Genomic DNA, 24583 nt, shown 5'->3' with positions numbered 1-24583 from the left:
CCGCGCGTAACCATGAGCATGCAGCAAAATACTTCCGCAACTGCCCAGCCGGGCTCGACCGTCGACGCCGCCGAGATCGCGAAATTCTCGAAACTCTCCGCGGAGTGGTGGGACCCCAAGGGCAAGATGGCGCCGCTGCACCGGATCAACCCGTTGCGGCTCGGCTACATCCGCGACGCCGCCTGCCGCAAGTTCGAGCGCAACGTGCGCAGCCTCAATTGCCTCGGCGGCCTGCGCGTGCTCGACATCGGTTGCGGCGCCGGCCTGCTTTGCGAGCCGCTGTCACGGCTAGGGGCCCAAGTCATCGGCGTCGATCCCTCGCAGAGCAATATTGCGGCCGCAAAGCTGCATGCCGACAAGAGCCATCTTGCGATCGACTACCGCTGCACCACGGTCGAGGAGATTGACCCGCGCGAGCGCTTCGACATCGTGCTGGCGATGGAGGTGGTCGAGCACGTCGTCGACGTCGGCGTCTTCCTGAAGCGCTGCGCCGCGATGCTCAAGCCCAACGGGCTGATGGTGGTCTCGACGCTGAACCGGAACTGGAAGAGCTTTGCGCTCGCCATCGTCGGCGCCGAATACGTGCTGCGCTGGCTGCCGCGCGGCACCCACGAATGGAACAAGTTCGTCACCCCCGACGAGCTGACGAAATACCTGCTCGACAACCGCCTCGTCATCACCGAGCAGACCGGCGTCGTCTACTCACCCTTCGCCGACAAGTGGACCCTCTCCTCCGACATGGACGTGAACTACATGGTGGTGGCGGAAGGGATGGTGTGAGGGGCTGTTCGTGGCGGCCTAGCTGCATCCACACCCACGGTGTCGTCCCGGCGAAGGCCGGGACCCATACCCCAGGGAGAAGTTGCAGCACGAAGCTCGTCACCACGAATCTTCGCCAAACCAAATCCAGTGGCTGGGGTCCCGGCCTTCGCCGGGACGACATCGGCGTTTGTAGCGAGAGCATCGCACCCATGACATCCCTGTGATTGACCTGCTTTGCAGCTAGCGGCAGGTTGGCCGCAAATCCTCTCCTGCCACACCATCCCCACCCACCCCCATGCTCACCATCACCAGCCTCTGGATTCCCTTCACCATCATTGCCGCGCTCGGGCAGGTCGCGCGCAATGCGATGCAGCGGTCGCTGACGAAGCCGCTGGGGACGTGGGGTGCGACCAATATCCGCTTCCTGTTCGGCTTCCCGTTCTCGCTGCTGTTTCTTGGCGTCGTGCTGGTCGCGACAGGCGATCATCTCGGCATGCCGCCGTCGGTGTTCTGGCCGTGGCTGCTGCTCGGTGCGCTCAGCCAGATCGTCGGCACCGGGTTGATGCTGCTGGCGATGAACGATCGCTCCTTCGTGGTGACGACGGCATACCTCAAGACCGAGGCGATCCAGACCGCGATCTTCGGCTTCGTCTTCCTCGGCGATCATCTCACCTTGCTGAAGGTACTGGCGATCGTGGTTGCGACAATCGGCGTCGTCATCACGGCGCTGCGGCCCGGCGGCGAGAAAAGCTTTGCCGAGCTGAAGCCGACCATTCTGGGGCTTGTGGCGGCCGCGGCGTTCGCGCTGTCCGCGGTCGGCTTCCGCGGCGCCATCATCACGGTGCCGAACGTGTCTTTCGTAACGGCGGCGTCCTTCACGCTGGTGCTGGGCCTGTTCGTGCAGACTCTGATTCTGACGATCTACCTGCTTTGGCGCGCGCCCAAGATCCTGCAGGCGATCCTTGGCCTGTGGAAGCCGTCGCTGTTCGCCGGCTTCATGGGCGCCTTCTCCTCGCAGTTCTGGTTCCTGGCGTTCGCGCTGACCGCGGCCGCGAATGTCCGCACGCTCGCCCTCATCGAGGTGCTGTTCGCACAAGGCGTGGCGTACTACTCGTTCAAGCAGCCGATCGCGCCACGCGAGATCTTTGGCATCGCGCTGATCGTGGTCGGCGTGGCGGTGTTGGTGGGGGCGTAGTTGACTGTCATTCCGGGGCGCCCGAAGGGCGAACTATGGAGCGCAATTGCGCTCCTGAGAATCTCGAGATCCCCCGATGCGCAATTGCGCATCTGAGGTCTGGTCCTTCGGACCATCCCGGGATGACGCGCGTCAATTCCTGTCTTCCGGCAGCGTCGGCAGCGGCGAGACTTCGATGCCTTCGTCGATCAGCGACTTGGCCTCGTCGGGCGAGGCCTCGCCGTAGATCGGCCGATGCTCCTTGTCGCCGTAGTGCATCGCGCGGGCTTCATTCGCAAAGCGCTCGCCGACATTGTCGGCGTTCTTCACGATGTGGTCGCGCAGCTCCTTGATCTTGGCGCGCAGCTCGCGCTCCTGCGCCATCAGCAGCGAGGTCGGTCCTGACGGCGCAGCCTCGGGCACGGGTGTTGCAGCGGGCTCCGGCGGAGGCGTGGCCGGCCCGCGGCCCTTCTTGCCGACGATGCGCGGCGCCATGATCGCCTTCTCGACCTTGGCCGAGCCGCAGATCGGACAGGTCACGAGCTTGCGCTTCACCTGCGAATCGTAGGCCGACGAGCTCTGGAACCAGCTTTCGAATGCGTGGTTGCGGTCGCAGTGAAGCGCGTAGCGAATCATGCCGATCCCCGCACCAGATGCAGATGATCCGGCCCGGCCTTGGGGTCGGCGACGCCGAAGCGGCGGCCGTGCTGGAGCGAAGGGATCGCCCGGCGCGCGGTCTCGACCTTGGCGGGATCGATCGTGGCCATGATAATGCCGGGCTCGACGTCACCTTCCGCGAGGATCTCGCCCCAGGGATCGATGATCAACGAGTGGCCATAGGTCTCGCGCTTGTTCTCGTGCAGGCCGGCCTGCGCCGCGGCGAACACGAAACAGCCGGTCTCGATCGCGCGCGAACGCAGCAGCACGTGCCAGTGCGCTTCACCGGTCTTGCGCGTGAAGGCGGACGGCACCGTGATGAAATAGGCGCCGCTCTCGGCCAGCGCGCGGTAGAGCGCGGGGAAGCGCACGTCGTAGCAGATCGTCAGCCCGACCCGACCCCAGGGCAGGTCGGAGATCACGGCGGTCTCGCCCGGCTGGTAATTGGCGGATTCGCGATAGCTCTCGCCGTCCGGCAGCTCGATGTCGAACATGTGGATCTTGTCGTAGCTCGCGAGCACATTGCCCTCGGGCCCGATCAGGAACGAGCGATTGACGGCTTTTTCGTCCGAGAACCGCAATGCCAGCGAGCCGACATGGATGTGGATCTTCAGCTCCGCCGCGAGCGCGCGATAGGCCTTCAGCGAGGCGTCGTTCTCTTCGCTCTGGAGGTGCTCGAACAGCGCCTTGCGGTTGAGCTGCATCATGTTGCTGACTTCGGGCGTCTGCACGTAGTCGGCGCCGTTGGCCGCAGCCTGCCGGATCAGCCTGGTGGCCTGCGCGAGGCTAGGCTCGGGCATTAGGCCGGTGCGCATCTGCACCATCGCGGCGGTGAAGGTCCTGACCTCGCTCATGATTCCGCCTTCAGGCTTTCGAGCATGCCGTCGAGCTTGCCCTCGCGGTCGAGCGCGTAGAGGTCGTCGCAGCCGCCGACATGGCTGCCGCCGATCCAGATCTGCGGGAAGGTCGAGCCCTCGCCGGCGCGGTCGTACATCTCGTCGCGCCAGGACGGGTTCTTGGCGATGTCGAACTCCGTGAAGCTCGCCTGCTTGCGGGTCAGCAGCGATTTGGCCGCGGAACAATAGCCGCAGCCTGGTCTGGTGTAGATCTCGACAGCGGCGGTCATCTTGTCTGGCGCTCTCATGTCATGAATTCATTGAATTATATGGGACTTCACCTGACCTCCACAACCCGGGCAAAGACCAGCACGTCCACCTGGGCCGCCTTGGCGCGCAGCAAGGCACGGGCGCAGGCATCCAGCGTCGCCCCAGACGTCAGGACGTCGTCGATCAGGACGATGCGGCGGCCCTGCACCTCGGCCTGACGGTCGGGAGATACCTGGAATGCGCCCTGCACATTGGTGGCGCGCTGGGCCCGCGACAGGCCGATCTGCTGCTCGGTGGCGCGCACCCGGCGCAGCACCTCGCCCCGCACTTTCACCCCGCTCTGCCGCTCGATGCTTCGCGCCAGCGTGCCGGACTGGTTGTAGCGGCGGCGCCACGCGCGCCGCCAGTGCAGGGGAACGGGGATCAGCATGTCGGCGCCGGTGAGCAGCTCGCCGCCCGCGCGCGCCATCCAGCGGCCCATCGCCGGCGCCAAATCGGTGCGGTCCTGGTATTTCAGCGCATGCACCAGCGTGCGCGCCACGTCGTCATAGCGCACCGCCGCGCGCGCCCGCAGGTAAGCCGGCGGGCTCGCGATCGCCTCCATCGACAGCATGTCGGGACCGGGATCGTAGACGAAGGGGATGCCGAGCCGCGGGCAATAGGGCCGTTCGATGAACGACAGCCGCGCCCAGCAGGCCGCGCACACGCCCTCGCCATCCACCGGCTCGCGGCAGGACACGCACAAGGTCGGCAGCGCAATGTCGAGCGCGAGCCGTGCCGCGCGCGCCAGCGCATGACGGCCGGCCGTCCATGCGGCACGCAGAGGGGTAGCGATCGAACGGGAAGGGGCGGCGTCGGCTTCCATGGGGGAAGGCTAGCGCTCTGCGACAATCCGCTCAAGCGGCTCGGTCTCGTGCCCCGGACGCAGCGCGGCGCGTCACTTGGTGCCGCACTGCGTCCGGGACACGGTTGCCAGAACGACTTGGATCGGCGTAACCAGCGGCATGGCTCAGAACGTGCAAACCCCGCCTGCCCTGTTCGATCGGGCCTTGCTGCACGCGCGGCAACGCCGTGCGCACGCGCAAGGCGCCGTGAGCTTCCTGCTCGATCGGGTGACCGAGGACATGTCCGACCGGCTCGCCGCGGTGATGCGGGAGTTTCACGCTCCGGCCGATCTCTGGACGCCCGGTGAAGGCCTCGCGGTCCTGCGCGCGCGGCTGCCGTCACTTCAGCGGATTGCACTTGGCGAAACCGGCGAGGAGAAGCTGCCCTTCACGCCCGAGAGCCTCGATCTCGTCGTCTCGGCACTGGCGCTGCAATTCGTCAACGACCTGCCGGGCGTGCTGGCGCAGGTCCGGCGCGCGTTGAAGCCGGATGGCTTGCTGCTGGCCGCGATGATCGGCGGCGACAGCCTCACCGAGCTGCGCCAGGCCTTTGCTGCCGCCGAAGCCGAATGCGAAGGCGGCGTGTCGCCGCGCGTCGCGCCGTTCGCCGATCTGCGCGACATCGGCGCGCTGTTGCAGCGCGCGGGCTTTGCGCTGCCGGTCACTGACGTCGACCGTGTCGTGGTGCGCTACGCCAATGCCTTCGCGCTGATGCAGGATATCAGGCGCATGGGCGCGGCCAATGTATTGATCGAACGCCGCCGCACGCCGAGCCGGCGCGCGACGCTGCTGCGCATGGCCGAGATCTATGCCGAACGCTTTGCCGATTCCGACGGCCGCATCCGCGCGACATTCGACATCATCTGGCTCTCAGGCTGGGCCCCGCATGCGAGCCAGCAGCAGCCGCTCAAGCCGGGGTCGGCCAAGGCGAGCCTCGCGGAGGCAGTGAAGAAGGCGGGGGAAGAGTGATCCTCATGGTGAGGAGGCGCGTAAGCGCCGTCTCGAACCATGCAGGCCCCGCTCTTGCCGTGTGGCCATCCTTCGAGACGACCGCTTCGCGGTCTCCTCAGGATGAGGTCCGGCTTCACATCAGCAAATCAATCAAATGCGGGATCAGCGGAATATCCGCGGGCGGCATCGGGTAGTCGCGCAGCTTGTTGGCACGGACCCAGGCGAGGGTCTGGCCTTCGCGTGCGGTGACCATCCCCTCCCAGCGCCGGCAGATGTAGAGCGGCATCAACAGGTGGAAGGTCTCGTAGCCGTAGCTCGCAAAGGTCAGCGGCGCCAGGCACGGCTCGGCGACGGTAATTCCGAGCTCTTCATGCAGCTCGCGGATCAGGCTCTGCTCCGGCCGCTCGCCGGGCTCGAGTTTGCCGCCGGGAAATTCCCAGAGGCCGGCCAGCGCCTTGCCCTCGGGGCGCTGCGCGATCAGGACGCGCTTGTCGGCGTCGACGAGCGCGCAGGCCACCACCAGTGTGAGCTTGAGAGGGGTCATGGAGACTACGACCTGTAATCCCCGTTGATCGCGACATATTCCTTGGTGAGGTCGCAGGTCATGACGCGGTCGCGGCCCTTGCCGAGGCCGAGCGAGACCTTGATCGCGATCTCGGGCGCCTTCATCGCCTCCGACACCTGCGCTTCGTCATAGTCAGGATCGCGCGCGCCGCTCTTGGCGACGCGGATGCCGTTGAAGGAGATCGAGAGCTTGTCGCGGTCGGCCGGCTCGCCGGCCTTGCCGACGGCCATCACCACGCGGCCCCAATTGGCGTCCTCGCCGGCGATCGCGGTCTTCACCAGCGGCGAATTGGCAATCGACATCGCGATCTTGCGCGCCGACGCCTTGGTCTTGGCGCCTTCGACGGTGATCTCGACCAGCTTGCGCGCGCCTTCGCCGTCGCGGGCGACCTGCTCGGCGAGGTTGGCGAGCACCTGGCTGAAGGCCTTGACGAAGGCCTTCAGCCTGGGATCGCTGGCGCGGCTGATTTTGGGCGCGCCGTGCTCGGCGGCCGCGCCCGTCGCGAAGGCCAGCAGCGTGTCCGAGGTCGAGGTGTCGCCGTCGATCGTCACCGCGTTGAAGGTGTCCTCGACGCCGCTCTTGAGCAACGCTTGCAGGGCGGCCGGCGCGATCGGCGCGTCGGTGAAGACGAACGACAGCATCGTCGCCATATCGGGCGCGATCATGCCGGCGCCCTTTGCCATGCCGTTGATGGTGACCTTGGCCTTGCCGAGCTTGACGGTCGCGGTTGCGACCTTGGGGAAGGTGTCGGTGGTCATGATCGCCTTGGCCGCGGCGAGATAGTCGCCGGGCTCGGCGGTCTCGGCCAGTCGGCCCAAAACGCCGTCGAACTTGGTCGCGTCCAGCGGCTCGCCGATCACGCCGGTCGAGGCCAGGAAGATCTCGCTCTCGCTGCACCCGACGGCCTTGGCCGCGATCTTGGCGGTCAGCGCGGTGGAACTGCGGCCGGTCTTGCCGGTGAAGGCGTTGGCATTGCCGGAATTGACGACGAGGGCGCGCGCCTTGCCGCCCTTCAGCTTGGCGCGGCACCATTCCACCGGCGCGGACGGGCATTTCGACTTGGTGAAGACGCCGGCGACCGCAGTGCCCTTGTCCATCACCGCCAGAAGCACGTCGGTGCGGTTCTTGTAGCGGATGCCGGCCTCGGCCGTCGCAAGGCGGACGCCCGCGATCACGGGCATGTCGGGAACAGTCTTGGGAGCGAGGGGAGAGACGGAGGAGGACATCGCGGGGCGCCTTGGTGGGGTCTGGATATGCAGATGGCCGGGCATTTGCCCGGCCATTGCGACGTTAGATACTATTGGCGTCCGCGAAGTGACAGCGAATTCTTACTTCTTCGCAGGGGGCGCCATCTTGCTGTCGGAGGGCTTCGCATCGGAAGGCTTGGCCGCGTCGGCCGGCTTGGCGTCCGCGGCGGGCTGGTCCAGCCGCTCGACCTTGGCTTCCGTGCGCAGCTTGGCGACGTAGTCGGCCTGGGCCTTGCGGGTGACGTATTGCTCGATCTGGGCCTTGACCTGCTCGAAGTCCGGCGCCTTGCGGTTGCGCTTTTCCTCGACCTTGATGATGTGCCAGCCGAACTGCGACTTCACGGGGTCGGAGATCTTGCCCGGCTCCAGCGCGAAGGCCACCGCCGAGAATTCCGGCACCATCTGCTCCTTGGTGAAGAAGCCGAGGTCGCCGCCGTCGGCGGAGCCCGGATCCTTGGACTTCTTCTTGGCGAGTTCGGCGAAATCGGCGCCCTTGTCCAGCTCGGCCTTCACCGCCTTGGCCTCGTCCTCGGTCTCGACCAGAATGTGGCGGGCGCGCACCTCCTGCTCGCCGGTGATCTGCTTGGAGGCCTCCTCGTAGACCTTCTTCATGGCGTCGGGGGTGGTGGCGGCCTTGCCCTCGTTGGCGAGCAGGCTGTCCATCAGGAGGCGGTTGCGGGCGAACGCCAGGCGCTTCTTGAACTCCTCGCTGTCGGCGACCTTCTTGTCCTCGGCGGCCTTGGACACGATCTTCATGTCGATCAGGAAGGACAGGACGTTCTCGTCCTTGGTCGCCGGGTCCATCTGGGCGAGGCTCGGCCCGAGTTCCTCCTCGGCCATGGCGACGTCGCTCTTCTTGATTTCAGCGCCATTGACCTTTGCCAGGACCGGATCGTCGGCAGCCCGGCCGGGACCCGCGATCAGCGCCAGCGCAAGGCAGCCCACGAGGGCGGTGGCAAGGCCGAAGCGCAGGCCGGTTTTGGTTACCGGGAACGAGGTGGTCATGGAAAATCCTTTTGTTGAAGCAGGGGGCTGCTCGAGCGGGGCGGACACTCGCCCAATTCAGGGGGGCTTGGCAACGCGAAAAGTCTGTCAAAATGATGAATTAGCCGCAATGCGCCCGCCGTTGACAAGGCCCTGACCGGGCCATATCTCTGCCCGGTCGCGACCATGGCGATGGCGTTTATTTTGCTGCGTTTTTGGCCGTTGAACCCAGACTTGCCCAATTCCCACCCATATGGCGGATGACCCCCCGCAGTCCGGGCTCTGGCGCCATCAGCGTCACGGTGAGTTGATAGGCAGGCGGGGGACAACTTCTTGGCTGCAACGCGGTTAAATCGCGAACACAGGAACTAGGCATGATCGGCGCGCTCGCCCGCAAGTTTTTCGGCTCCGCCAACGACCGGCGGGTGAAGGGATATCAGTCCCGCGTCAACGCGATCAACGCGCTGGAGCCCGAGCTCATCAAGCTCTCCGACGAGGAGCTCAAGGCCCGCACGGCCGACTTCAAGAAGCAGCTCGCCGAGGGCAAGACGCTCGATGACCTGCTGGTGCCGGCCTTCGCGACCGTGCGCGAGGCCGCCAAGCGCACGCTCGGCCAGCGCCATTTCGACGTCCAGCTGATCGGCGGCATGGTGCTGCACGAGGGCGACATCGCCGAGATGAAGACCGGCGAAGGCAAGACGCTGGTGGCGACGCTTGCGGTCTATCTCAACGCGCTCGCCGGCAAGGGCGTCCATGTCGTCACCGTCAACGACTACCTCGCCCGCCGCGACTCCGGCTGGATGGGCCAGATCTACGGCTTCCTCGGCATGACCACGGGCGTGATCGTCCACGGTCTCGACGATGCCGAGCGCAAGACGGCCTATGCCTGCGACATCACCTACGGCACCAACAACGAATACGGCTTCGACTATCTGCGCGACAACATGAAGTACCGGCTCGAGGACATGGTCCAGCGGCCGCACTTCTTCGCCATCGTCGACGAAGTCGACTCCATCCTGATCGACGAAGCGCGCACGCCGCTGATCATCTCCGGCCCGCTCGACGACCGCTCCGACTTCTACAACACCATCGACGGCTTCCTGCCCAAGCTCGACAAGACCGACTACGACGTCGACGAGAAGCAGCGCACGGTGACGCTCACCGAAGCCGGCATGGAGAAGATCGAAACCCTGCTGCGCGACGCCGGCCAGCTCAAGGGCGAGTCGCTCTACGACGTCGAGAACGTCTCGGTCGTGCACCACATCAACCAGGCCCTGCGCGCCCACACGCTGTTCACCCGTGACAAGGACTACATCGTCCGCGACGACGAGGTCGTCATCATCGACGAGTTCACCGGCCGCATGATGCCGGGCCGGCGCTATTCGGAAGGCCTGCACCAGGCGCTCGAGGCCAAGGAGCACGTCCAGGTCCAGCCCGAGAACCAGACGCTGGCCTCGATCACCTTCCAGAACTACTTCCGCATGTACGAGAAGCTTGCGGGCATGACCGGCACCGCCGCGACCGAAGCGGACGAACTGTTCGACATCTACAAGCTCGAGGTCGTGGAGATCCCGACCAACCTGTCGGTCGCGCGTCTCGACGAGGACGACGAGGTCTACCGCACGCAGAAGGAAAAATACGCCGCCATTCTCGCCGAGATCGAGCGGGCGAACGCGCGGCTCCAGCCCGTGCTGGTCGGCACGGCGTCGATCGAGAAGTCGGAGGTGCTCGCCGAGTTCCTCAAGTCGAACGGCTACAAGCAGATCGATTTCGGCAAGGAGAACGCGCTCGACAAGCTCTATGCGGCGGCCCGTGCCGGCAAGCCGTCGAAGCTGTTCGCGGTCCTGAACGCGCGCTTCCACGAGCAGGAAGCCTATATCGTCGCGGAAGCCGGCGTGCCCGGCGCGATCACGATCGCGACCAACATGGCCGGCCGCGGCACCGACATCAAGCTCGGCGGCTCGCTCGAGATGCGCGTCCCGAAGGAAACCGCGGGCATCGAGGACGAGGCCGAGAAGGCCAGGAAGATCGAGCAGATCAAGGCCGACGTCGAGCGCTTCCGCGAGATCGTGCTGAAGGCCGAGGAGATCGTCGAGATCGAGCCGGCGAAGGGTTCCAAGCCCGCCAAGACCGTGACGAAGCCGGGCGGTCTCTACATCATCGGCTCCGAGCGTCACGAATCCCGCCGCATCGACAACCAGCTGCGCGGCCGATCCGGCCGCCAGGGCGACCCCGGCCGCTCGAAGTTCTTCCTGTCGCTGGAAGACGATCTGATGCGCATCTTCGGCTCGGACCGCCTCGACAGCATGCTCCAGCGTCTCGGCCTGCAAGAGGGCGAGGCCATCATCCATCCCTGGATCAACAAGGCCCTGGAGAAGGCGCAGCAGAAGGTCGAGGCCCGCAACTTCGACATCCGCAAGAACCTGCTCAAGTTCGACAACGTCCAGAACGACCAGCGCAAGGTGATCTTCGACCAGCGCGTCGAGCTGATGAAGGACGACAGCGTCGCCGAGACCGTTACCGACATGCGCCATGCCTTCATCGACGACCTCGTCGCCAAGCACGTGCCCGAGCATGCCTATGCCGAGCAGTGGGACGTTGCCGGCCTGAAGGAGGAGCTGAAGCGCGTGCTCGATCTCGACCTGCCGGTCGACGACTGGGCCAAGGAAGAGGGCATCGCCGACGAGGAGTTGCTCAACCGCATCGAGAACCGCGCCGACGAGCACATGGCCGCCAAGGTCGCGCAGTGGGGCCCCGACGTGATGCGTTACGTCGAGAAGACCATTCTGCTCCAGACGCTCGACCATCTCTGGCGCGAGCACCTGATCATGCTCGACCATCTGCGCCAGGTCATCGGCCTGCGCGGCTACGGCCAGCGCGATCCGCTGCAGGAGTACAAGACCGAGGCCTTCAATCTCTTCCAGGAGATGAGCGCGCACCTGCGCGAGGCCGTCACCGCGCAGCTGATGCGGGTCGAGATCGTCCCGCCGGAGCAGGAAGCGCCCGTGCTGCCGCCGATGGAAGCGCACAAGTTCGACCCGAACACCGGCGAGGACGAGATGGCGCTCGCCAGCGTCACGCTCGGCGCGCCGGCCTCCGACGCCGCCCAGCGCGATCCGAAGAACCCGGCATCCTGGGGCAAGATCGGCCGCAACGAGGATTGCCCGTGCGGCTCAGGCAAGAAGTACAAGCACTGCCACGGGCGGTATGCGTAACCGCTAGGCCCCACTGTCATGCCCTCGCGAAAGCGGGGCATCCAGTACGCCGCGGCGCTAGTTAAGCGCGACACCGCTGCAGCACATTCCGTCGTCATCCCGGCGAAGGCCGGGATCCATACCGCGGAATCTATCGAGAGCATGCAGTCGTTGTACCGCGCGAAGAAGCGCAACTAGCAGTCTGCGTCAAACCCAATCCTGGGGTAATGGGTCCTGGATCAGCGCTCCGCTCGAGACAAAGCTGCGCGTTGTCTCGAGCTGCACTTGTCCAGGACGACGTGGGTTGAGAAATCGCGTCCGAAACGACGAGCTCAATTCGAGCTGTCGATCAAGCTCTCCAACAGCCGCTTCAATTCGCTCGTCGACTTGTCGCCGTAGCTTTCCAGGATGTGCTCCTCCTGGTCCACCGCGAGCGAGTTGAGCTTCTTGCACAGCACCTTGCCGCGGTCGGAGATGAACATCAGCACCTTGCGGCGGTCGTTCGGGTCCTGCACGCGATAGACCAGCGTGTCGGAGACCATGCGGTCGATCATCTTGGTCAGCGTCGGATGGTTGAGCAGCACGGCGTCCGCAAGCTCGCCCATCGAATGGCCGTTGCCATCCGACAGCACTTTCAGGATGCGCCATTGCTCGACGGGAACACCTTCCTTGCTCAAGCGCAGTTCCAGCTGCCGGTTGATCTCCCGGTTGGCTTGCGCGAGCAGGTAGGCGAGATGTTCGGTGATCGGAGTGTTTTCTTTCGACGGTTTTGCCACGGCTAAGACTTCGTCTTGACCCAAATGAGTGAATGTCTTGCAATCAATGCTGCATCTATATGCACTTCAATTCTTGAATATTCAATATTTTCAAAATAGGATCATTGCCCAACAAAAGGGCGGAAGCCGCGGCCGCCTGCTCAATGTGCTTTCAGGTCTGGTGCCAGACAGGAGTTGGCGTGCGCGCGACGGTAAACTTCCCGGCTCACGGCGGCCCGGCGTTGCCGCCGTCCTTGCTGTTCAGGAATCTGTCGTCGTCGGCGGCCGACTTCGACCTGTCTCCGGTTGACGCGCATTTCATGAAGCGCCGTGGTGCGCGCAACAAGCTGCGCATCGGCAATTTCCTCACCTTCACCGGCTCGCCCGGGATCTGGGGCCCGACCTCCACCAACAGCGCGATGCTGGCGGTCGCCGAGATCAACAAGCGCGGCGGCATTCTGGGCCGCGAGCTGGAGCTGTCGATCTACGATTCCGGCGGCCCGATCGACGAGGTGGTGCAGCGCGCGGAGCAGGCGATCGCCTTCGACGAGGTCGACCTCATCATGGGCTCGCATATCAGCGCGGTCCGCGTCGCGCTGCGCAAGGTCACCGGCAATCGCATCCCCTACATCTACACGCCGGTCTATGAGGGAGGCGAGCGCACGCCGGGCGTGATGGCGATCGGCGAGACGCCGCGCTGGCAGAGCCGCCCCGCCATCCACTGGCTGGCCGACGTCAAGAAGGCGGCTCGCTGGTATCTGATCGGCAGCGACTATGTCTGGCCCTGGCAGTCGCATCGCGCGGTGAAGCGCTACATCAAGGAGGCCGGCGGCCAAGTCGTCGGCGAGGAGTTCGTTCCCGTCGGCGAGGACAATCACGAGGCGCATCTGGCGCGCATCCACGCTGCCAAGCCGGACGTGGTGCTGATCTCGCTGATCGGCACCGACAGCATCACCTTCAACCGTGCCTTCGCCGAGGCAGGGCTTGCCACCTCGACGCTGCGGCTCGCGGGCGCGATGGACGAGACCGTGCTGCTCGGCATCGGCGCCGACAACACCGAGAATTTGTTCTGCGCCTCCGGTTATTTCAACTGCATGGCCTCGCGCGCCAACGACGAGTTCCTAAGTGGCTATCAGGCCATGTTCGGCCCGCACGCGCCGCCGGTCGGCTCGGTCGGCCAGTCGAATTATGAGGGGTTGCGGTTCCTGGAATCCGTGGCCAACCGCGCCGGCTCGCTGGCCTTTCGCCCGCTGCTCAAGGCCGCGCGCAACACCGTCTATTCGGCGGGCCGCGGACCCGTCACCATCCGCGATGGCCGCGCCGAGATGCCGATGTATCTTGCCGAAGCGGACGGTCTTGACTTCAAGCTCATCAAGACGCTCTGAGATCCGGCCGCTCGTCCGTCACGGCCGAGCTTCGAAATAATACTTGAAAAGGAAAATATTTCCGTCTGTAATATCGAGGCGAAGCCGGCTGGCTCGCGCCGTGCAGGCGCGAGCGAGCGGCCTCCATCCAAAGCCAGGGATCAAGAAACCTCAAGGAGAGCGCCGTGACAGTTGTCCTTCCCACGCCCGCCCAACTTCGCAGCGTCGCCGAGCAGTGCGGCCTTTCGCTCACCGACGACGACGTCGCCTCGTTCCGCGGCCTGATGCAGGGCTCGATCGACGCCTACAATCTCGTTGCCGCGATGCCGGACGAGGTACCGGAGGTGAAATATCCACGCACGCCGGGCTATCGGCCCTCGCCCGAGGAGAACCCGCGCAACGCCTGGTATCGCAAGTCGACGGTGAAGGGCGCCGCCGGCGGCAAGCTCAAGGGCAAGACCGTCGCGCTGAAAGACAACATCATGCTGGCCGGCGTGCCCATGACCAACGGCTCGTCGACGCTGGAGGGCTATGTGCCCGATTTCGACGCCACCATCGTCACGCGCATGCTGGATGCCGGTGCCGAGATCAAGGGCAAGGTGCATTGCGAGCACTTCTGCCTGTCCGGCGGCAGCCATACCGGCTCTTACGGGCCCGTGCATAATCCGCACAAGATGGGGTACTCGGCCGGCGGCTCGTCGTCAGGCTCGGGCGTCGTGGTCGCGCTCGGCGAGGTCGACATGGCGATCGGCGGCGATCAGGGCGGCTCGATCCGCATGCCGTCCTCGTTCTGCGGCATTTACGGCATGAAGCCGACCTGGGGCCTCGTGCCTTACACCGGGATCATGCCGATCGAGATCTATGTCGACCATACCGGTCCGATGACCGCGACCGTCGCTGACAACGCGCTGCTGCTTGAAGTGCTCGCCGGCGATGACGGCTACGATCCGCGCATCAAGGCTCCGAAGGTCGAGGAATACACCAAGGCGCTCGGCCAGGGCGTCAAGGGCATGAAGATCGGCATTCTCAAGGAAGGCTTTGAGCAGCCGGTCGCAGAAGCCGCGGTGAATGAAAGCGTGCGCGAGGCGGCAAAGCGCTTCAAGGATCTTGGCGCCACCGTAGAGACGGTCTCAATCCCGATGCATCTCCTGGGCGGCGCGATCTGGACCCCGATCGGCACCGAAGGCCTGACCCAGACCATGATGTTCGGCGACGGCTACGGCCTCAGCCGCGGCGATCTCTATTCGACCTCGCTGATGGATTTTCATCGCGGCTGGCGCCGGCAGGCCGACTCGCTGTCCGAGACCACGAAGCTGTTCATGATGCTCGGCACCTACATCAACAACAATTTCGGTCCACGCTTCTACGGCAAGGCGCTCAATATCTCCCGCAGGCTGACCGCCGCCTACGACAAGGCGTTTGGGGATTACGATCTGCTTTTGCTGCCGACGACGCCGATGAAGGCAACCAAGCTGCCGGAGCCCAATGCCAGCCGCGAGGACTACGTCGCCCGTGCGCTGGAGATGATCGGCAACACCGCGCCGTTCGACATCACCCATCATCCCGCGATGTCGCTGCCCTGCGCCATGGTCGACGGCCTGCCCGTCGGCCTGATGCTGGTCGGCCGCATGTTCGAGGAATCGACCATCTATCGCGCCGCGCACGCCTTCGAGCAGATCGGCGACTGGAAGAAGATGTGAGCGAGGCGTCGATGCAGACGGACGGAACAGCACCAAATGGCTAACGCGTTCGTCGCGGCGTTCGAGATCCTGAGCTTTGGCGCGATCATCGTCCTGATCGTGCTGGGGCTCGGGATCATCGCCAGCATGATGGGCATCTTCAACTTCGCGCAAGGAGAGTTCGTCCTGCTCGGGGCCTACATCACCTATCTCGCCTACGCCGGGGGCCTGCCGATCTGGGCCGGCATGGTCGCGGCGCCCTTCGTGGTCGGCGCGCTCGGCTTTGTGCTGGAGGCGCTGATCATCCGCCGCTTCTACGCCGCGCCGATCGTGGCGATGCTCGGCACCTATGCGCTCGGCCTGATCATCCGCGAATCCGTGCGCGGCCTGATCGGCGGCTTCTATCTCACCGTGCCCGAGCCGATCGGCGGCTCGATCGACATCGGCGCGATGCACATCTCGGCATGGCGCTTCACCATCATCGTCATCACGCTGCTGGTGATGGGTGGCTGCTATCTCCTGCTCTCTCGCACGAGCTTCGGCCTGCGCGTCCGCGCCACGCTGGAAAATCCCTCGCTGGCGCGCGCCTCCGGCATCTCCACGCCGCTGATCTATGGCGCCACCTTTGCCTTCGGCGCGGCGCTCGCCGGCCTTGCCGGCGCGCTGATCGTGCCTGTCTTCAGCCTGTTCGCCGATCTCGGCCTGCGCTTCCTGATCCAGGGCTTTGTCGCGGTCATGGTCGGCGGCGTCGGCTCCTTCATCGGGCCGGTGGCGGGTGCCGGCGTCATCGGCACGCTGAGTGCCGCGCTGCCCTGGGTGATGGCGCCCGTCGTCGCCGACGTCCTCGTCTTTGTGCTCGCCATTATCTTCATCAAATTCCGGCCGCAGGGCCTCATCGCTGGCAAAGGGGTTTAGTCATATGTTCGATCGTACGCAGCTCTCACGCCGCCGCTTCCTCTCCAATTTCGCCTTTGCGTCGGGCGCGGTCGCGACCGGCGTCGGCAGCTGGGTAATCCCGGCCCCCTGGGCCAATGCGGCCGAAGCCCCGATCAAGGTCGGCATCGCCACAGATCTAACGGGCCCAATTGCGTACGCCGGCAATGCCGACGCCAACGTCGCAAAAATGGTGATCAAGGAGATCAACGCCGCCGGCGGCATGCTCGGCCGTCCGCTCGAGCTCTATATCGAGGACACCGCGTCGAACGAATCCGTCGCGGTCGGCAACGTGCGCAAGCTGATCCAGCGCGACAAGGTCGACATGGTGCTGGGCGGCATCACCTCCTCGATGCGCAACGCGATCAAGGACCCGATCGTGGCGCGCGGCAAGACGCTCTACATCTATCCGCAGCTCTACGAAGGCAAGGAGTGCACGCCCTATCTGTTCTGCACCGGCCCGACGCCGGCGCAGCAATGCGACGAGTTCATACCCTGGCTGATCAAGAACGGCGGCAAGAAATTCGCGCTGCCGAGCGCCAACTATGTCTGGCCGCATACGCTCAACGTCTATGCCCGCAAGGTGATCGAATCCAACGGCGGTGAGGTCGTGTTCGAGGAGTACTATCCACTCGACCAGGTCGACTTCTCCTCGACCGTCAACCGCATCATCTCCAACAAGGTCGATGTCGTCTTCAACACCGTCATTCCGCCCGGCGTCGGCCCGTTCTTCAAGCAGCTCTACGAAGCGGGCTTCCTCAAGAACGGCGGCCGTCTCGCCTGCGTCTACTATGACGAGAACACGCTCAACATCAATCAGGCGAGCGAGATCGAGGGCCTCGCGAGCTGCCTCGACTATTTCAAGGTGCTGACCAAGGAGAACCCGTTCGACGCAAAAATCCAGGCGGCCTACGAGAAGGATTTTCCGGGCAACTTCCTGTTCGCCGCCGGCAGCGCCGCCACCGGCACCTATCGCGGCCTCAAGCTGTGGGAAGCGGCGGTGAAAGAAGCGGGCAAGCTCGACCGCGAGTCGGTCGCCGCCGCGCTCGACCACGCCAAGATCGCCGAAGGTCCCGGCGGACCTGCCGAAATGGTGCCGGGCAAGCGGCACTGCAAGATGAAGATGTACACCGCGGTCGCCAAGGGCGGAAACTACGAGATCGTCGGACGCAGCGACGGGCTCGTCGATCCCAAGGAATGCTGAGGCGGAATGCCGAAGTCGATGAGTGTGGTAAGGGAAGCCATCGCCGGCGACGAAGCGGACGATGCGATGGCTGAACGCGAAGCGGCGGGACAGGTCGCGGCGGGACGAAGAGTCCTGCCGATCGTGGAGGGCGTGGTGCTCGTCGCCGCGCTGCTCGCGCCGCTGGTGCTGCAGGACTATCTCACGGTGTTCGCGACGCGCGTGATCATCCTCGCGCTGTTCGCCCTGTCGTTCGATCTGGTCTGGGGCTATGCCGGCATCATGAGCTTTGGCCAGGCCCTGTTCTTCGGCTCGGCCGGGTATGGCGTGGCGCTGCTCGCGCGCGACCTCGACATCACCAACATCTTCCTGGTGCTCCCCGCGGGCACCATCATCGGCCTCACCTTCGCGCTGCTGCTCGGCGGCTTCCTGCTGCTGGGACGGCATCCCTCCAGCGTGATCTTCGTGTCGCTGGGCACGCTCACCGGCTCCTACGCCGCCGACCGCCTCGCGCGCGGCTGGTACTATCTCGGCGGCCAGAACGGTATTCCCTCGATCGCGCCGATGACGCTCGGTGGTTACGAATTCTCGGAAGGGCCCGCCTTCTACTATCTCGTGCTCGGCATCCTCGTCGTAGTCTACCTGCTCTGCCGCTTCCTGGTGCGCTCGCAGTTTGGCCTCGCGCTGGCGGGCCTGCGCGAGAACGAGCAGCGTATCGCCTTCTTCGGCTACAAGGCGCAGCATCTGAAAGCGATCATCTTCACCATCGGCGGCGGCGTCGCCGGCCTTGCCGGCAGCCTCTATGCCTTCCACGAAGGTTTCGTCTGGCCCAACATGGTCGGCGTCGTCGTCTCGACACAGGTGGTGCTCTATGTGCTGTTCGGCGGCTCCGGCACGCTGATCGGCGCGGTCATCGGCGCGATCATCGTCGAAGGCGTCAGCTTCTGGCTGTCCGACAATTATCGTGACATCTGGCCTATCATCCTGGGCTTGCTGCTGCTGCTCGTGATCCTGTTCCGGCCGCTCGGCCTGATCAGCTTCGCGCTCGGTGAGCGCGAGCGTGTCGGCAGCTTCGGTGCCACGCCAAAGGAGAAGCGCAATGCCGCTCCTTGAGGCCGCCGGCATCCAAAAGATCTTCGGCAAGCTCACCGCGCTCGACGGCGCAGCCCTCACCGTCGGCGAGAACGAGTTTCACGGCCTGATCGGTCCGAACGGCTCCGGCAAGAGCACGCTGATGAAGTGCATTGCCGGCGCCGAGGTGCCGACGCAGGGCAAGGTGAGTTTTATCAACACCGACATCACCGCGTTCACGCCGACCGAGCGCGCCCGCGCCGGCATGAGCCTGAAATTCCAGATCACGAGCGTGCTGCCGACGCTGACGCTGTACGACAACATCCTGCTCGCGCTCCAGGCGCAATCCTCGCTGCTCGACCTCGTGTTCTCGCGCACGCGCGGCGCGCTGCACGACCAGGTCATGACCATGCTGACGCAGTTTCGTCTCGCCGACCGCGCCTTCGACGCGGCGGCGGCGCTGTCGCACGGCCAGCAGCAATGGCTGGAGATCGCGATGGCGCTTGCCGGAAAACCAAAGCTCCTGCTGCTGGACGAGCCGACCGGCGGCATGAGCCTCGAGGAGCGCCGCGTCACCGGCGAATTGCTCCAGCCGATCAAGAAACATTGCTCGCTCGTCATCGTCGAGCACGATCTCGATTTCATCCGCGACATCTGCGATCGCCTGACCGTGCTCGACCAGGGCAAGGTGCTGGCGTCAGGCACCGTGTCCGAGATCCAGGCCAACAAATCCGTCCAGGAGATCTATCTGCGCCGTGCCTGAATTTTTGGACATCAAGCATCTCGACGCCGGCTATGGCCGCAGCCAGGTCCTGTTCGACGTCAACCTCGGCATTCCCTGGCGCGGCGGCGTCGCCGTGCTCGGGCGCAACGGCGCCGGCAAGACCACGCTGATGAAGACCATCGTCGGCGAGCTGCCGGCGTGGAAGGGCGAGGTCGCCTTCGACGGCCGCGACATCAGCCGCCGCGCGACCCAGGAGCGCGTGCGCGCCGGCATCGGCTACGTCCCGCAGGAGCATTCGGTGTTCGCGCGCCTGTCGGTGCGCGACAATCTCGCGGTCGGCTCGCTCGCGAGCAGCAAGGCCGACGCAGTCGATCACGTGCTGACCATCTTCCCGAAGCTCGGCCAGCGCCTCGACCAGCCCGCCGGCACGCTCTCCGGCGGCGAGCGCAAGATGCTCGCCATCGGCCGTGCCATGTTAGGGGATCCAAAACTGCTGCTGCTCGACGAGCCCACCGAAGGCGTCTGGATCGGCGTCATCGAGGAGATCACCGAGCGCCTGATCGAGCTCGCGAAAGAGATCGCCGTCATCATCGTCGAGCAGCACCTCGACCTCGCGCTGCGCGTCGCCGACTACGCCTACGTGCTTGACCGCGGAAGGGTCGCGCTGCAGGGCGAGGCGGGCGAGGTGAGGGGCAATCCGGAACTGCTGCGGTATCTGGCGCCGTAAGGTAGCGCTGCTCACCTGCGAGTGAGGCGCGGTACTCTCGTCCCACCTCACCCGTCATTCCCCGCGAAGGCGGGGCATCCAGTACGCCGCGGCTTCTCGATCGCTAATTGGTGCCTCTGGAATGCTGGATTCCCCGCCTTCGCGGGGAATGACGGCGTCAGGCTGGAATAGACCGGAGAGAACGCGCGGAGAGGCCGCGCGCTTACTTCACCGCCCCAAACCGGCTGTCGAACGAGTTCGACGACACCACCGGTGCCGCGCCTGCCATCTGGCCGCTGTCACCCGCACCATCCGACACCGACGGCTTCAGCGCAGGACGCGTTGCGGCGAGGCGCGTGTCGGGCTTCACCGGCTCTGCCGGCTTGGCGGCGGCCACAGCCGGCTTCGGCGCGTCCTTCGCTGCATCCTTGGACTTGTCATGGCCCGGCACGAACCGGGTGACTGCGGCCTTCAGCCTGGACGCTGCCGTCGGCGGCGTCGTGGACGTTGTGGCCGGGGCCACGGACGCCGTGGCTTGTGACGGCGGAGGCGTGGTCGCCGTCGTGTCGGCGGTGCCAAGGCCCATCTTGCGGCCGAGGTTGGAGAAGAAGCCGCCGCCCTGCGATTTCTCTTGGGATTTCTCGGCGGGCGCGGCGGCCGCGACGCGCGTGCTGGTCGCGGGCGCGCTGACGGCGACGACCGGCTCTTCCTGCGGCGAGGGAGCGGCCGCGTCGAAATTCGGCTTCGGCGGATTGACGTGGCCGGGGATCGTGCCCGGCGCCTTCGCCATTGCCAGCATCTGCAGCGTGGTGCCTTCGGCGCCCTCCGACAGGCCGGTCGAGCCTTCCGGAATCTTGGCGGCGAAGATCTTGTTCATGCCGCCGTCGATGCCGGTGTTCATGCGCGCCACCGGCGTGCCCTTGGCGACGAGCTTGGCGTACTCGGCCTGGTCGCGCGCGTCCTTCTCGCGCACGGCGCTCGCGATGTCCTCGGGGATCACATAGGCCGGGCACTTTGCCGAGGCGTCGAACACCGGATCGCGCTTGGCATCGGGCGTCTTCGCCGCGTCGAAGACGTACTTCTTCTCGCAGAAATCGACCTTCGGCTCCTGCCGCGTCACCTCGAAATGATCATAGCCTTCCTTGATCATCTTCCAGAACGGCATGTTCGGATTGTTCCGGTGCTTGGCCATGTTCACCGGCGTCATCTTGAACGGATAGGCCTGCAGCTGGAACGCCTTCTGCCCGCCGAAGAAGGACTCGCGGCCGAGCGAATAGATCTCCGCGATCTGCTCGTCCGTCATGGCGTAACAGCCGCGCGAAGAACAATCGCCATGCACCATCAGCTGCGAGCCGGTACGGCCCAAAGCCTTGTCGAACGCGTTCGGATAGCCCGTGTTGAACGAGAGGTAATAGGCCGACTGCGGATTCATCTGGCCCGGATTGATCGAGTAGAATCCTTCCGGCGCCTGGCGGTCACCTTCGCGCACCTTCGGACCCAGATCGCCCGACCAGCGGCAGATCGGATAGGTCTTGAGCAGCGCGAACTGGCCGTTGCGGGTCTGCTTCCAGACTTCGAGCTCGGCTTCCTGCTTGAACAGGCGGACCAGGATCGGGGACTGCAGATCCATGTCCTTCTCGACCATCGCGGCGAGAAGCTTTGGCGGCACCGGCTGGTTGGCCTTGGCGTTGGTCGCGAGCGAAACCTGGTCGGTGTCGCAGCCGGCCAGCAGGACACTGGCCGTCAGCAGCGCAACCGAAGCCAAGAGCGCGCGAGCAAGCGAACGAGAAATCAAGATGGACCCCACACCGTGCCGGGCAGAGAGCGCGAACCCCAATTCTTTGGAGCATGATCCGACCGGAGATCCGGACCCGTCGTGACGGGCTTTTTCAAACCACACTCCAGCGCTTATGCCCTGAAGCCATTGATTAAAATTCTAACCTCTGGGTCATGTGGTCGCAACCCGAGCGGGGATCACGAGCCCGTTGGCCCAGTAGCATGGTCAACAGAGACTAAATGGACGCGACTTTGGGCCTTACTTGGGCCTTCCTGCCCAATTGGGACTCAGATCGCCGATTTGGGCAAAAAAAGGGTTAATGCGGGGTTACCGGGCTCCAACCGTCATTCCGGGGCGCCCGAAGGGCGGACCCGGAATCTCGAGATTCCGGGTTCGATGCTTCGCATCGCCCCGGAATGACGACGTCGGGGCCCCCGAATCAGCCCAGTTTCCGGCCGATATCGAGGAATTTCTGCCGACGCTGCTTGCGGATGGCGTCGCCGTCGAGGCCGCGGAGCTCGTCAAACGCCCTGGCGATGGCCTCGCCCGTGGTGGCGATCATGGCGGCGGGGTCGCGGTGGGCGCCGCCGACCGGCTCCTTCAAAATGCTGTCGATCACCCCGAAGCGGAGCATGTCCTGGGCGGTGATCTTCATGTTGTTGGCGGCTTCCTGCGCCTTGGTGCCGTCGCGCCAGAGGATGGAGGAGGCCGCCTCTGGCGAGATCACGCTGTAGATCGCGTGCTCCAGCATCAGCACCCGGTTGGCGGTGGTGATCGCGATGGCGCCGCCCGACATGCCTTCACCGGTGATGATGGCGACGTTCGGCACGCCCAGCGACAGGCACGCATCGGTCGAGCGCGCGATCGCCTCGGCCTGGCCGCGCTCCTCGGCGCCGATGCCGGGATAGGCTCCGGCGGAATCGGCGAGCGACAGCACCGGCAGGCCGAATCGCTCGGCCATCTCCATCAGCCGCACGCATTTGCGATAGCCCTCGGGCCGCGCCATGCCGAAATTGTGCCGGATGCGGCTTTCGGTGGAATCGCCCTTTTCCTGGCCCATCACGCAGATCGGCTCGCCGCGGAAGCGGCCGAAGCCGGCGACCAGGGCCTCGTCCTCGCCGAACTTGCGGTCGCCGGCGAGCGGCGTGAATTCGGTGATCAGGCCTTTGATGAAATCGTTGAAATGCGGCCGCTGCGGATGGCGCGCGACCAGCGTCTTCTGCCACGGCGACAGGTTCGTATAGAGGTCGGCCAGCGCCTGCGCCGCCTTGTCCTCGATCCGCCCGATCTCGTCGGTGATGTCGGTCCCGGAGGCCGCGAGCGTCCGCAGCTCGTCGACCTTGGAGTCGAGCTCGGCGACGGGCTTTTCGAAGTCGAGATAGCTGCGCATCTGGTCTTGCATCAACTCAATATAGGGAGGACGGGGCGAGGCGGCGAAGCGATTTCGGACCTGCGGAAAGAAGTGTAGCCTCTTCAATGAGTTGGCTTGTGGGCTTCTGGGCAGCCCGCCAATTCAATCGTGAGGCCACGGCTCTTTCTGCGGAGATGTGGCCGAAGTCAAGGCGGTTTCAGCTGCGGCAGGCCTACTTCTCCGCCAGCGGGTGCAGGTCGCGCACCAGGCTCTTCAGCCGCTCCTCGACCACATGGGTGTAGATCTGGGTGGTCGAGATGTCGGTGTGGCCGAGCAGGGTCTGCACGATGCGTAAGTCAGCGCCGTTGTGCAGGAGGTGGCTGGCAAAGGCGTGGCGCAGCACGTGCGGGGAGACCAGCCGGGCCTGAAGCCCGGAGGCGACCGCGAGCTCCTTGAGGTCGCGGGCGAAATGCTGCCGGGTCAGATGCCCGCTCTCGCCGAAGGAGGGGAACAGCCATTTCGAGGCGGCAACGCTGGTCTTCTTGTCGGATTTCGCGGCTTCGGTCGCGGCGAGATAATCCGCCATCGCCTGCCGCGAGGCCTCGTTCAGCGGCACCAGCCGCTCCTTGTTGCCCTTGCCGCGCACCACGATCATGCGGGCGTCGCGCTTGGCCGCCGTGCGCGGCAGCGCCACCAGCTCGGAGACGCGCAGGCCCGTGGCGTACAGCACCTCGAGCAGGCAATAGAGCCGCAAGGCGCGCAGCCGCTTCGAGGGCGAGGCATCCTCCGCCTCGCTCAATTCCCTGGCGCGGCGGAGCATGCGGTCGACATCCGCGATCGACAGCACCTTTGGCAGGCCGCGGCCGCGTTTCGGGCCGGACAGGATCGCGGCGGGATCGTCGCCGCGAATCCGCTCGTTCAGCAGGAAGCGGTAGAGATGCCGCATCGCCGACAGGCGGCGCGCGACGCTGGTGGATTTGAAGCCACGCGTGTCGAGATCGGCGAGATAGTCGCGCAGCGTTTGGGTTTCGGCGTCCGCAAAACTGTGGCCGACGCGGCCCAGAAACTCGGAGAAGTCCGTGAGGTCGCGGCGGTAGGCATCGAGCGTATTGGGGCCGGCGCCCTGTTCCGCCGCGAGCATGTCGAGGAACAGGCCGGTGAGCTTGGCGTCTGAGGGCTTTGCACGCATGCCCTGGAGGCTAACCCCTATTTCTTGAGAAACTTATCCGGCGGGATCGTCACCGACATTTCCCGCGGCTTGGGATTGACGAAGTTCGCCAGCGCGAAAATCACGCCATAGACGATGCCGGCGATCACGGCGACGACCGTCAGGAAGCGGAACAGGCTGGGCATCGGTCTGGGGTCTCTGTAGGGGACTTGGCAGGCAAATTAACCAATGAAATCATCCAACATGTTCGCCGTTTCGTGGCAAGAGTCCTCTGGCGAGGCCCCCTTTGGGGTCGTATAGGTGGCCAAAGCAGGCCGTTTTTGGCGGCAGATCGAGCGAGATCCAGAG

23 protein-coding genes are annotated in these 24583 nt (G+C 65.1%); 11 read left to right on the top strand and 12 right to left on the bottom strand.

The features are described 5' to 3' along the window. Positions 1–12 precede the first annotated feature (12 nt). Both ubiG and WN73_RS32310 read left to right on the top strand, forming a co-directional pair. The gene (gene ubiG, locus WN73_RS32315) at positions 13–780 is read left to right on the top strand and encodes a bifunctional 2-polyprenyl-6-hydroxyphenol methylase/3-demethylubiquinol 3-O-methyltransferase UbiG (RefSeq protein WP_038966657.1); all 768 of its coding nucleotides are present in this window, start codon (positions 13–15) and stop codon (positions 778–780) included. Between the two features lie 277 nt (positions 781–1057). Next, positions 1058–1957, top strand: coding sequence for an EamA family transporter (locus WN73_RS32310; protein WP_011083045.1), 900 nt, complete (start codon positions 1058–1060; stop codon positions 1955–1957). Positions 1958–2089: 132 nt separating this feature from the next. Here WN73_RS32310 and WN73_RS32305 read toward each other — a convergent pair whose 3' ends face one another. Genes WN73_RS32305 through WN73_RS32290 form a run of 4 tightly spaced genes read right to left on the bottom strand, consistent with a single transcriptional unit; the run spans position 2090 to position 4564 of the window. Further along, complete coding sequence (locus tag WN73_RS32305; protein ID WP_271556247.1) at positions 2090–2572, bottom strand: DUF1178 family protein; 483 nt, start codon at positions 2570–2572, stop codon at positions 2090–2092. Further along, on the bottom strand, positions 2569–3447 hold the full coding sequence (locus tag WN73_RS32300) for a carbon-nitrogen hydrolase family protein (protein WP_028175799.1): 879 nt from the start codon (positions 3445–3447) through the stop codon (positions 2569–2571). Before WN73_RS32300 ends, WN73_RS32305 begins: the two co-directional genes overlap by 4 nt. Beyond that, entirely contained in the window at positions 3444–3719 is a 276-nt protein-coding gene (grxC, locus tag WN73_RS32295) for a glutaredoxin 3 (protein WP_271556360.1), read from the bottom strand. The genes WN73_RS32300 and grxC overlap by 4 nt, the downstream gene beginning before the upstream one ends. Before the next feature lie 47 nt (positions 3720–3766). Continuing rightward, a complete protein-coding gene (locus tag WN73_RS32290) occupies positions 3767–4564 on the bottom strand; it encodes a ComF family protein (protein WP_271556246.1) in 798 nt (265 codons plus the stop codon). A 139-nt stretch (positions 4565–4703) separates the two neighbouring features. Between WN73_RS32290 and WN73_RS32285 the strand changes: the two genes are divergently transcribed. Continuing rightward, positions 4704–5552 (top strand): methyltransferase domain-containing protein, encoded by an 849-nt coding sequence (locus tag WN73_RS32285; protein WP_028175802.1) that lies wholly within the window; start codon positions 4704–4706, stop codon positions 5550–5552. Between the two features lie 115 nt (positions 5553–5667). Here the strand turns inward: WN73_RS32285 and WN73_RS32280 are convergent, their stop codons facing one another. From WN73_RS32280 to WN73_RS32270, 3 genes are all read right to left on the bottom strand, one after another. Further along, on the bottom strand, positions 5668–6078 hold the full coding sequence (locus tag WN73_RS32280) for a (deoxy)nucleoside triphosphate pyrophosphohydrolase (protein WP_028175803.1): 411 nt from the start codon (positions 6076–6078) through the stop codon (positions 5668–5670). Positions 6079–6083: 5 nt separating this feature from the next. Further along, a complete protein-coding gene (gene argJ, locus WN73_RS32275) occupies positions 6084–7325 on the bottom strand; it encodes a bifunctional glutamate N-acetyltransferase/amino-acid acetyltransferase ArgJ (protein WP_271556245.1) in 1242 nt (413 codons plus the stop codon). Between the two features lie 102 nt (positions 7326–7427). Beyond that, positions 7428–8351, bottom strand: a complete 924-nt coding sequence (locus tag WN73_RS32270) for a peptidylprolyl isomerase (protein ID WP_028175805.1) — start codon at positions 8349–8351, stop codon at positions 7428–7430. 353 nt (positions 8352–8704) lie between these two features. On the opposite strand from WN73_RS32270, the gene secA reads away from it, so the two are divergent. After that, positions 8705–11545: a preprotein translocase subunit SecA gene (secA, locus tag WN73_RS32265; RefSeq protein WP_028175806.1), complete on the top strand. Its 2841-nt coding sequence runs from the start codon at positions 8705–8707 to the stop codon at positions 11543–11545. Between the two features lie 311 nt (positions 11546–11856). Here secA and WN73_RS32260 read toward each other — a convergent pair whose 3' ends face one another. Continuing rightward, the gene (locus WN73_RS32260) at positions 11857–12300 is read right to left on the bottom strand and encodes a MarR family winged helix-turn-helix transcriptional regulator (RefSeq protein WP_018643508.1); all 444 of its coding nucleotides are present in this window, start codon (positions 12298–12300) and stop codon (positions 11857–11859) included. 179 nt (positions 12301–12479) lie between these two features. On the opposite strand from WN73_RS32260, the gene WN73_RS32255 reads away from it, so the two are divergent. From WN73_RS32255 to WN73_RS32225, 7 genes are all read left to right on the top strand, one after another. After that, positions 12480–13664: a substrate-binding domain-containing protein gene (locus WN73_RS32255; protein ID WP_028175807.1), complete on the top strand. Its 1185-nt coding sequence runs from the start codon at positions 12480–12482 to the stop codon at positions 13662–13664. 164 nt (positions 13665–13828) lie between these two features. After that, positions 13829–15343, top strand: coding sequence for an amidase (locus WN73_RS32250; protein WP_028175808.1), 1515 nt, complete (start codon positions 13829–13831; stop codon positions 15341–15343). A gap of 36 nt (positions 15344–15379) precedes the next feature. Continuing rightward, complete coding sequence (locus WN73_RS32245; protein WP_011083029.1) at positions 15380–16237, top strand: branched-chain amino acid ABC transporter permease; 858 nt, start codon at positions 15380–15382, stop codon at positions 16235–16237. 4 nt (positions 16238–16241) lie between these two features. Further along, complete coding sequence (locus tag WN73_RS32240) at positions 16242–17459, top strand: substrate-binding protein (protein WP_011083028.1); 1218 nt, start codon at positions 16242–16244, stop codon at positions 17457–17459. A 6-nt stretch (positions 17460–17465) separates the two neighbouring features. Continuing rightward, positions 17466–18551, top strand: a complete 1086-nt coding sequence (locus WN73_RS32235; protein WP_028175809.1) for a branched-chain amino acid ABC transporter permease — start codon at positions 17466–17468, stop codon at positions 18549–18551. Further along, on the top strand, positions 18538–19272 hold the full coding sequence (locus WN73_RS32230) for an ABC transporter ATP-binding protein (protein ID WP_028175810.1): 735 nt from the start codon (positions 18538–18540) through the stop codon (positions 19270–19272). The genes WN73_RS32235 and WN73_RS32230 overlap by 14 nt, the downstream gene beginning before the upstream one ends. Continuing rightward, on the top strand, positions 19265–19960 hold the full coding sequence (locus tag WN73_RS32225) for a branched-chain amino acid ABC transporter ATP-binding protein (RefSeq protein WP_028175811.1): 696 nt from the start codon (positions 19265–19267) through the stop codon (positions 19958–19960). The genes WN73_RS32230 and WN73_RS32225 overlap by 8 nt, the downstream gene beginning before the upstream one ends. Positions 19961–20162: 202 nt before the next feature. On the opposite strand, the gene WN73_RS32220 is transcribed toward WN73_RS32225, so the two are convergent. The 4 genes from WN73_RS32220 to WN73_RS32205 all read right to left on the bottom strand — a co-directional run bounded on the left by WN73_RS32220 (position 20163) and on the right by WN73_RS32205 (position 24420). Beyond that, complete coding sequence (locus WN73_RS32220) at positions 20163–21734, bottom strand: L,D-transpeptidase family protein (RefSeq protein ID WP_162185884.1); 1572 nt, start codon at positions 21732–21734, stop codon at positions 20163–20165. A gap of 421 nt (positions 21735–22155) precedes the next feature. Then, complete coding sequence (locus WN73_RS32215) at positions 22156–23118, bottom strand: acetyl-CoA carboxylase carboxyltransferase subunit alpha (RefSeq protein WP_028175813.1); 963 nt, start codon at positions 23116–23118, stop codon at positions 22156–22158. Positions 23119–23299: 181 nt separating this feature from the next. Next, positions 23300–24256 (bottom strand): site-specific tyrosine recombinase XerD, encoded by a 957-nt coding sequence (xerD, locus tag WN73_RS32210; protein WP_028175814.1) that lies wholly within the window; start codon positions 24254–24256, stop codon positions 23300–23302. 17 nt (positions 24257–24273) lie between these two features. After that, positions 24274–24420 carry a hypothetical protein gene (locus WN73_RS32205; RefSeq protein ID WP_011083021.1) on the bottom strand — a complete coding sequence of 49 codons (147 nt, stop codon included), beginning with the start codon at positions 24418–24420 and terminating at the stop codon, positions 24274–24276. Positions 24421–24583: the final 163 nt, after the last annotated feature.

It is taken from the genome of Bradyrhizobium sp. CCBAU 45394, assembly GCF_028128655.1.
In the GTDB taxonomy this organism is placed as follows: domain Bacteria; phylum Pseudomonadota; class Alphaproteobacteria; order Rhizobiales; family Xanthobacteraceae; genus Bradyrhizobium; species Bradyrhizobium diazoefficiens.
Note: the sequence above shows the minus strand (reverse complement) of the source record. Positions and strands in the feature narration are given on the sequence as shown.

What these genes read in the sequence shown, in the direction of transcription:
- ubiG (WP_038966657.1), top strand. Translation starts at nt 13, where the DNA reads ATGAGCATGCAGCAAAATACTTCCGCAACTGCCCAGCCGGGCTCGACC.
- WN73_RS32310 (WP_011083045.1), top strand. Translation starts at nt 1,058, where the DNA reads ATGCTCACCATCACCAGCCTCTGGATTCCCTTCACCATCATTGCCGCG.
- WN73_RS32305 (WP_271556247.1), bottom strand. Translation starts at nt 2,572, where the DNA reads ATGATTCGCTACGCGCTTCACTGCGACCGCAACCACGCATTCGAAAGC.
- WN73_RS32300 (WP_028175799.1), bottom strand. Translation starts at nt 3,447, where the DNA reads ATGAGCGAGGTCAGGACCTTCACCGCCGCGATGGTGCAGATGCGCACC.
- grxC (WP_271556360.1), bottom strand. Translation starts at nt 3,719, where the DNA reads ATGACCGCCGCTGTCGAGATCTACACCAGACCAGGCTGCGGCTATTGT.
- WN73_RS32290 (WP_271556246.1), bottom strand. Translation starts at nt 4,564, where the DNA reads ATGGAAGCCGACGCCGCCCCTTCCCGTTCGATCGCTACCCCTCTGCGT.
- WN73_RS32285 (WP_028175802.1), top strand. Translation starts at nt 4,704, where the DNA reads ATGGCTCAGAACGTGCAAACCCCGCCTGCCCTGTTCGATCGGGCCTTG.
- WN73_RS32280 (WP_028175803.1), bottom strand. Translation starts at nt 6,078, where the DNA reads ATGACCCCTCTCAAGCTCACACTGGTGGTGGCCTGCGCGCTCGTCGAC.
- argJ (WP_271556245.1), bottom strand. Translation starts at nt 7,325, where the DNA reads ATGTCCTCCTCCGTCTCTCCCCTCGCTCCCAAGACTGTTCCCGACATG.
- WN73_RS32270 (WP_028175805.1), bottom strand. Translation starts at nt 8,351, where the DNA reads ATGACCACCTCGTTCCCGGTAACCAAAACCGGCCTGCGCTTCGGCCTT.
- secA (WP_028175806.1), top strand. Translation starts at nt 8,705, where the DNA reads ATGATCGGCGCGCTCGCCCGCAAGTTTTTCGGCTCCGCCAACGACCGG.
- WN73_RS32245 (WP_011083029.1), top strand. Translation starts at nt 15,380, where the DNA reads ATGGCTAACGCGTTCGTCGCGGCGTTCGAGATCCTGAGCTTTGGCGCG.
- WN73_RS32240 (WP_011083028.1), top strand. Translation starts at nt 16,242, where the DNA reads ATGTTCGATCGTACGCAGCTCTCACGCCGCCGCTTCCTCTCCAATTTC.
- WN73_RS32235 (WP_028175809.1), top strand. Translation starts at nt 17,466, where the DNA reads ATGCCGAAGTCGATGAGTGTGGTAAGGGAAGCCATCGCCGGCGACGAA.
- WN73_RS32230 (WP_028175810.1), top strand. Translation starts at nt 18,538, where the DNA reads ATGCCGCTCCTTGAGGCCGCCGGCATCCAAAAGATCTTCGGCAAGCTC.
- WN73_RS32215 (WP_028175813.1), bottom strand. Translation starts at nt 23,118, where the DNA reads ATGCAAGACCAGATGCGCAGCTATCTCGACTTCGAAAAGCCCGTCGCC.
- xerD (WP_028175814.1), bottom strand. Translation starts at nt 24,256, where the DNA reads ATGCGTGCAAAGCCCTCAGACGCCAAGCTCACCGGCCTGTTCCTCGAC.
- WN73_RS32205 (WP_011083021.1), bottom strand. Translation starts at nt 24,420, where the DNA reads ATGCCCAGCCTGTTCCGCTTCCTGACGGTCGTCGCCGTGATCGCCGGC.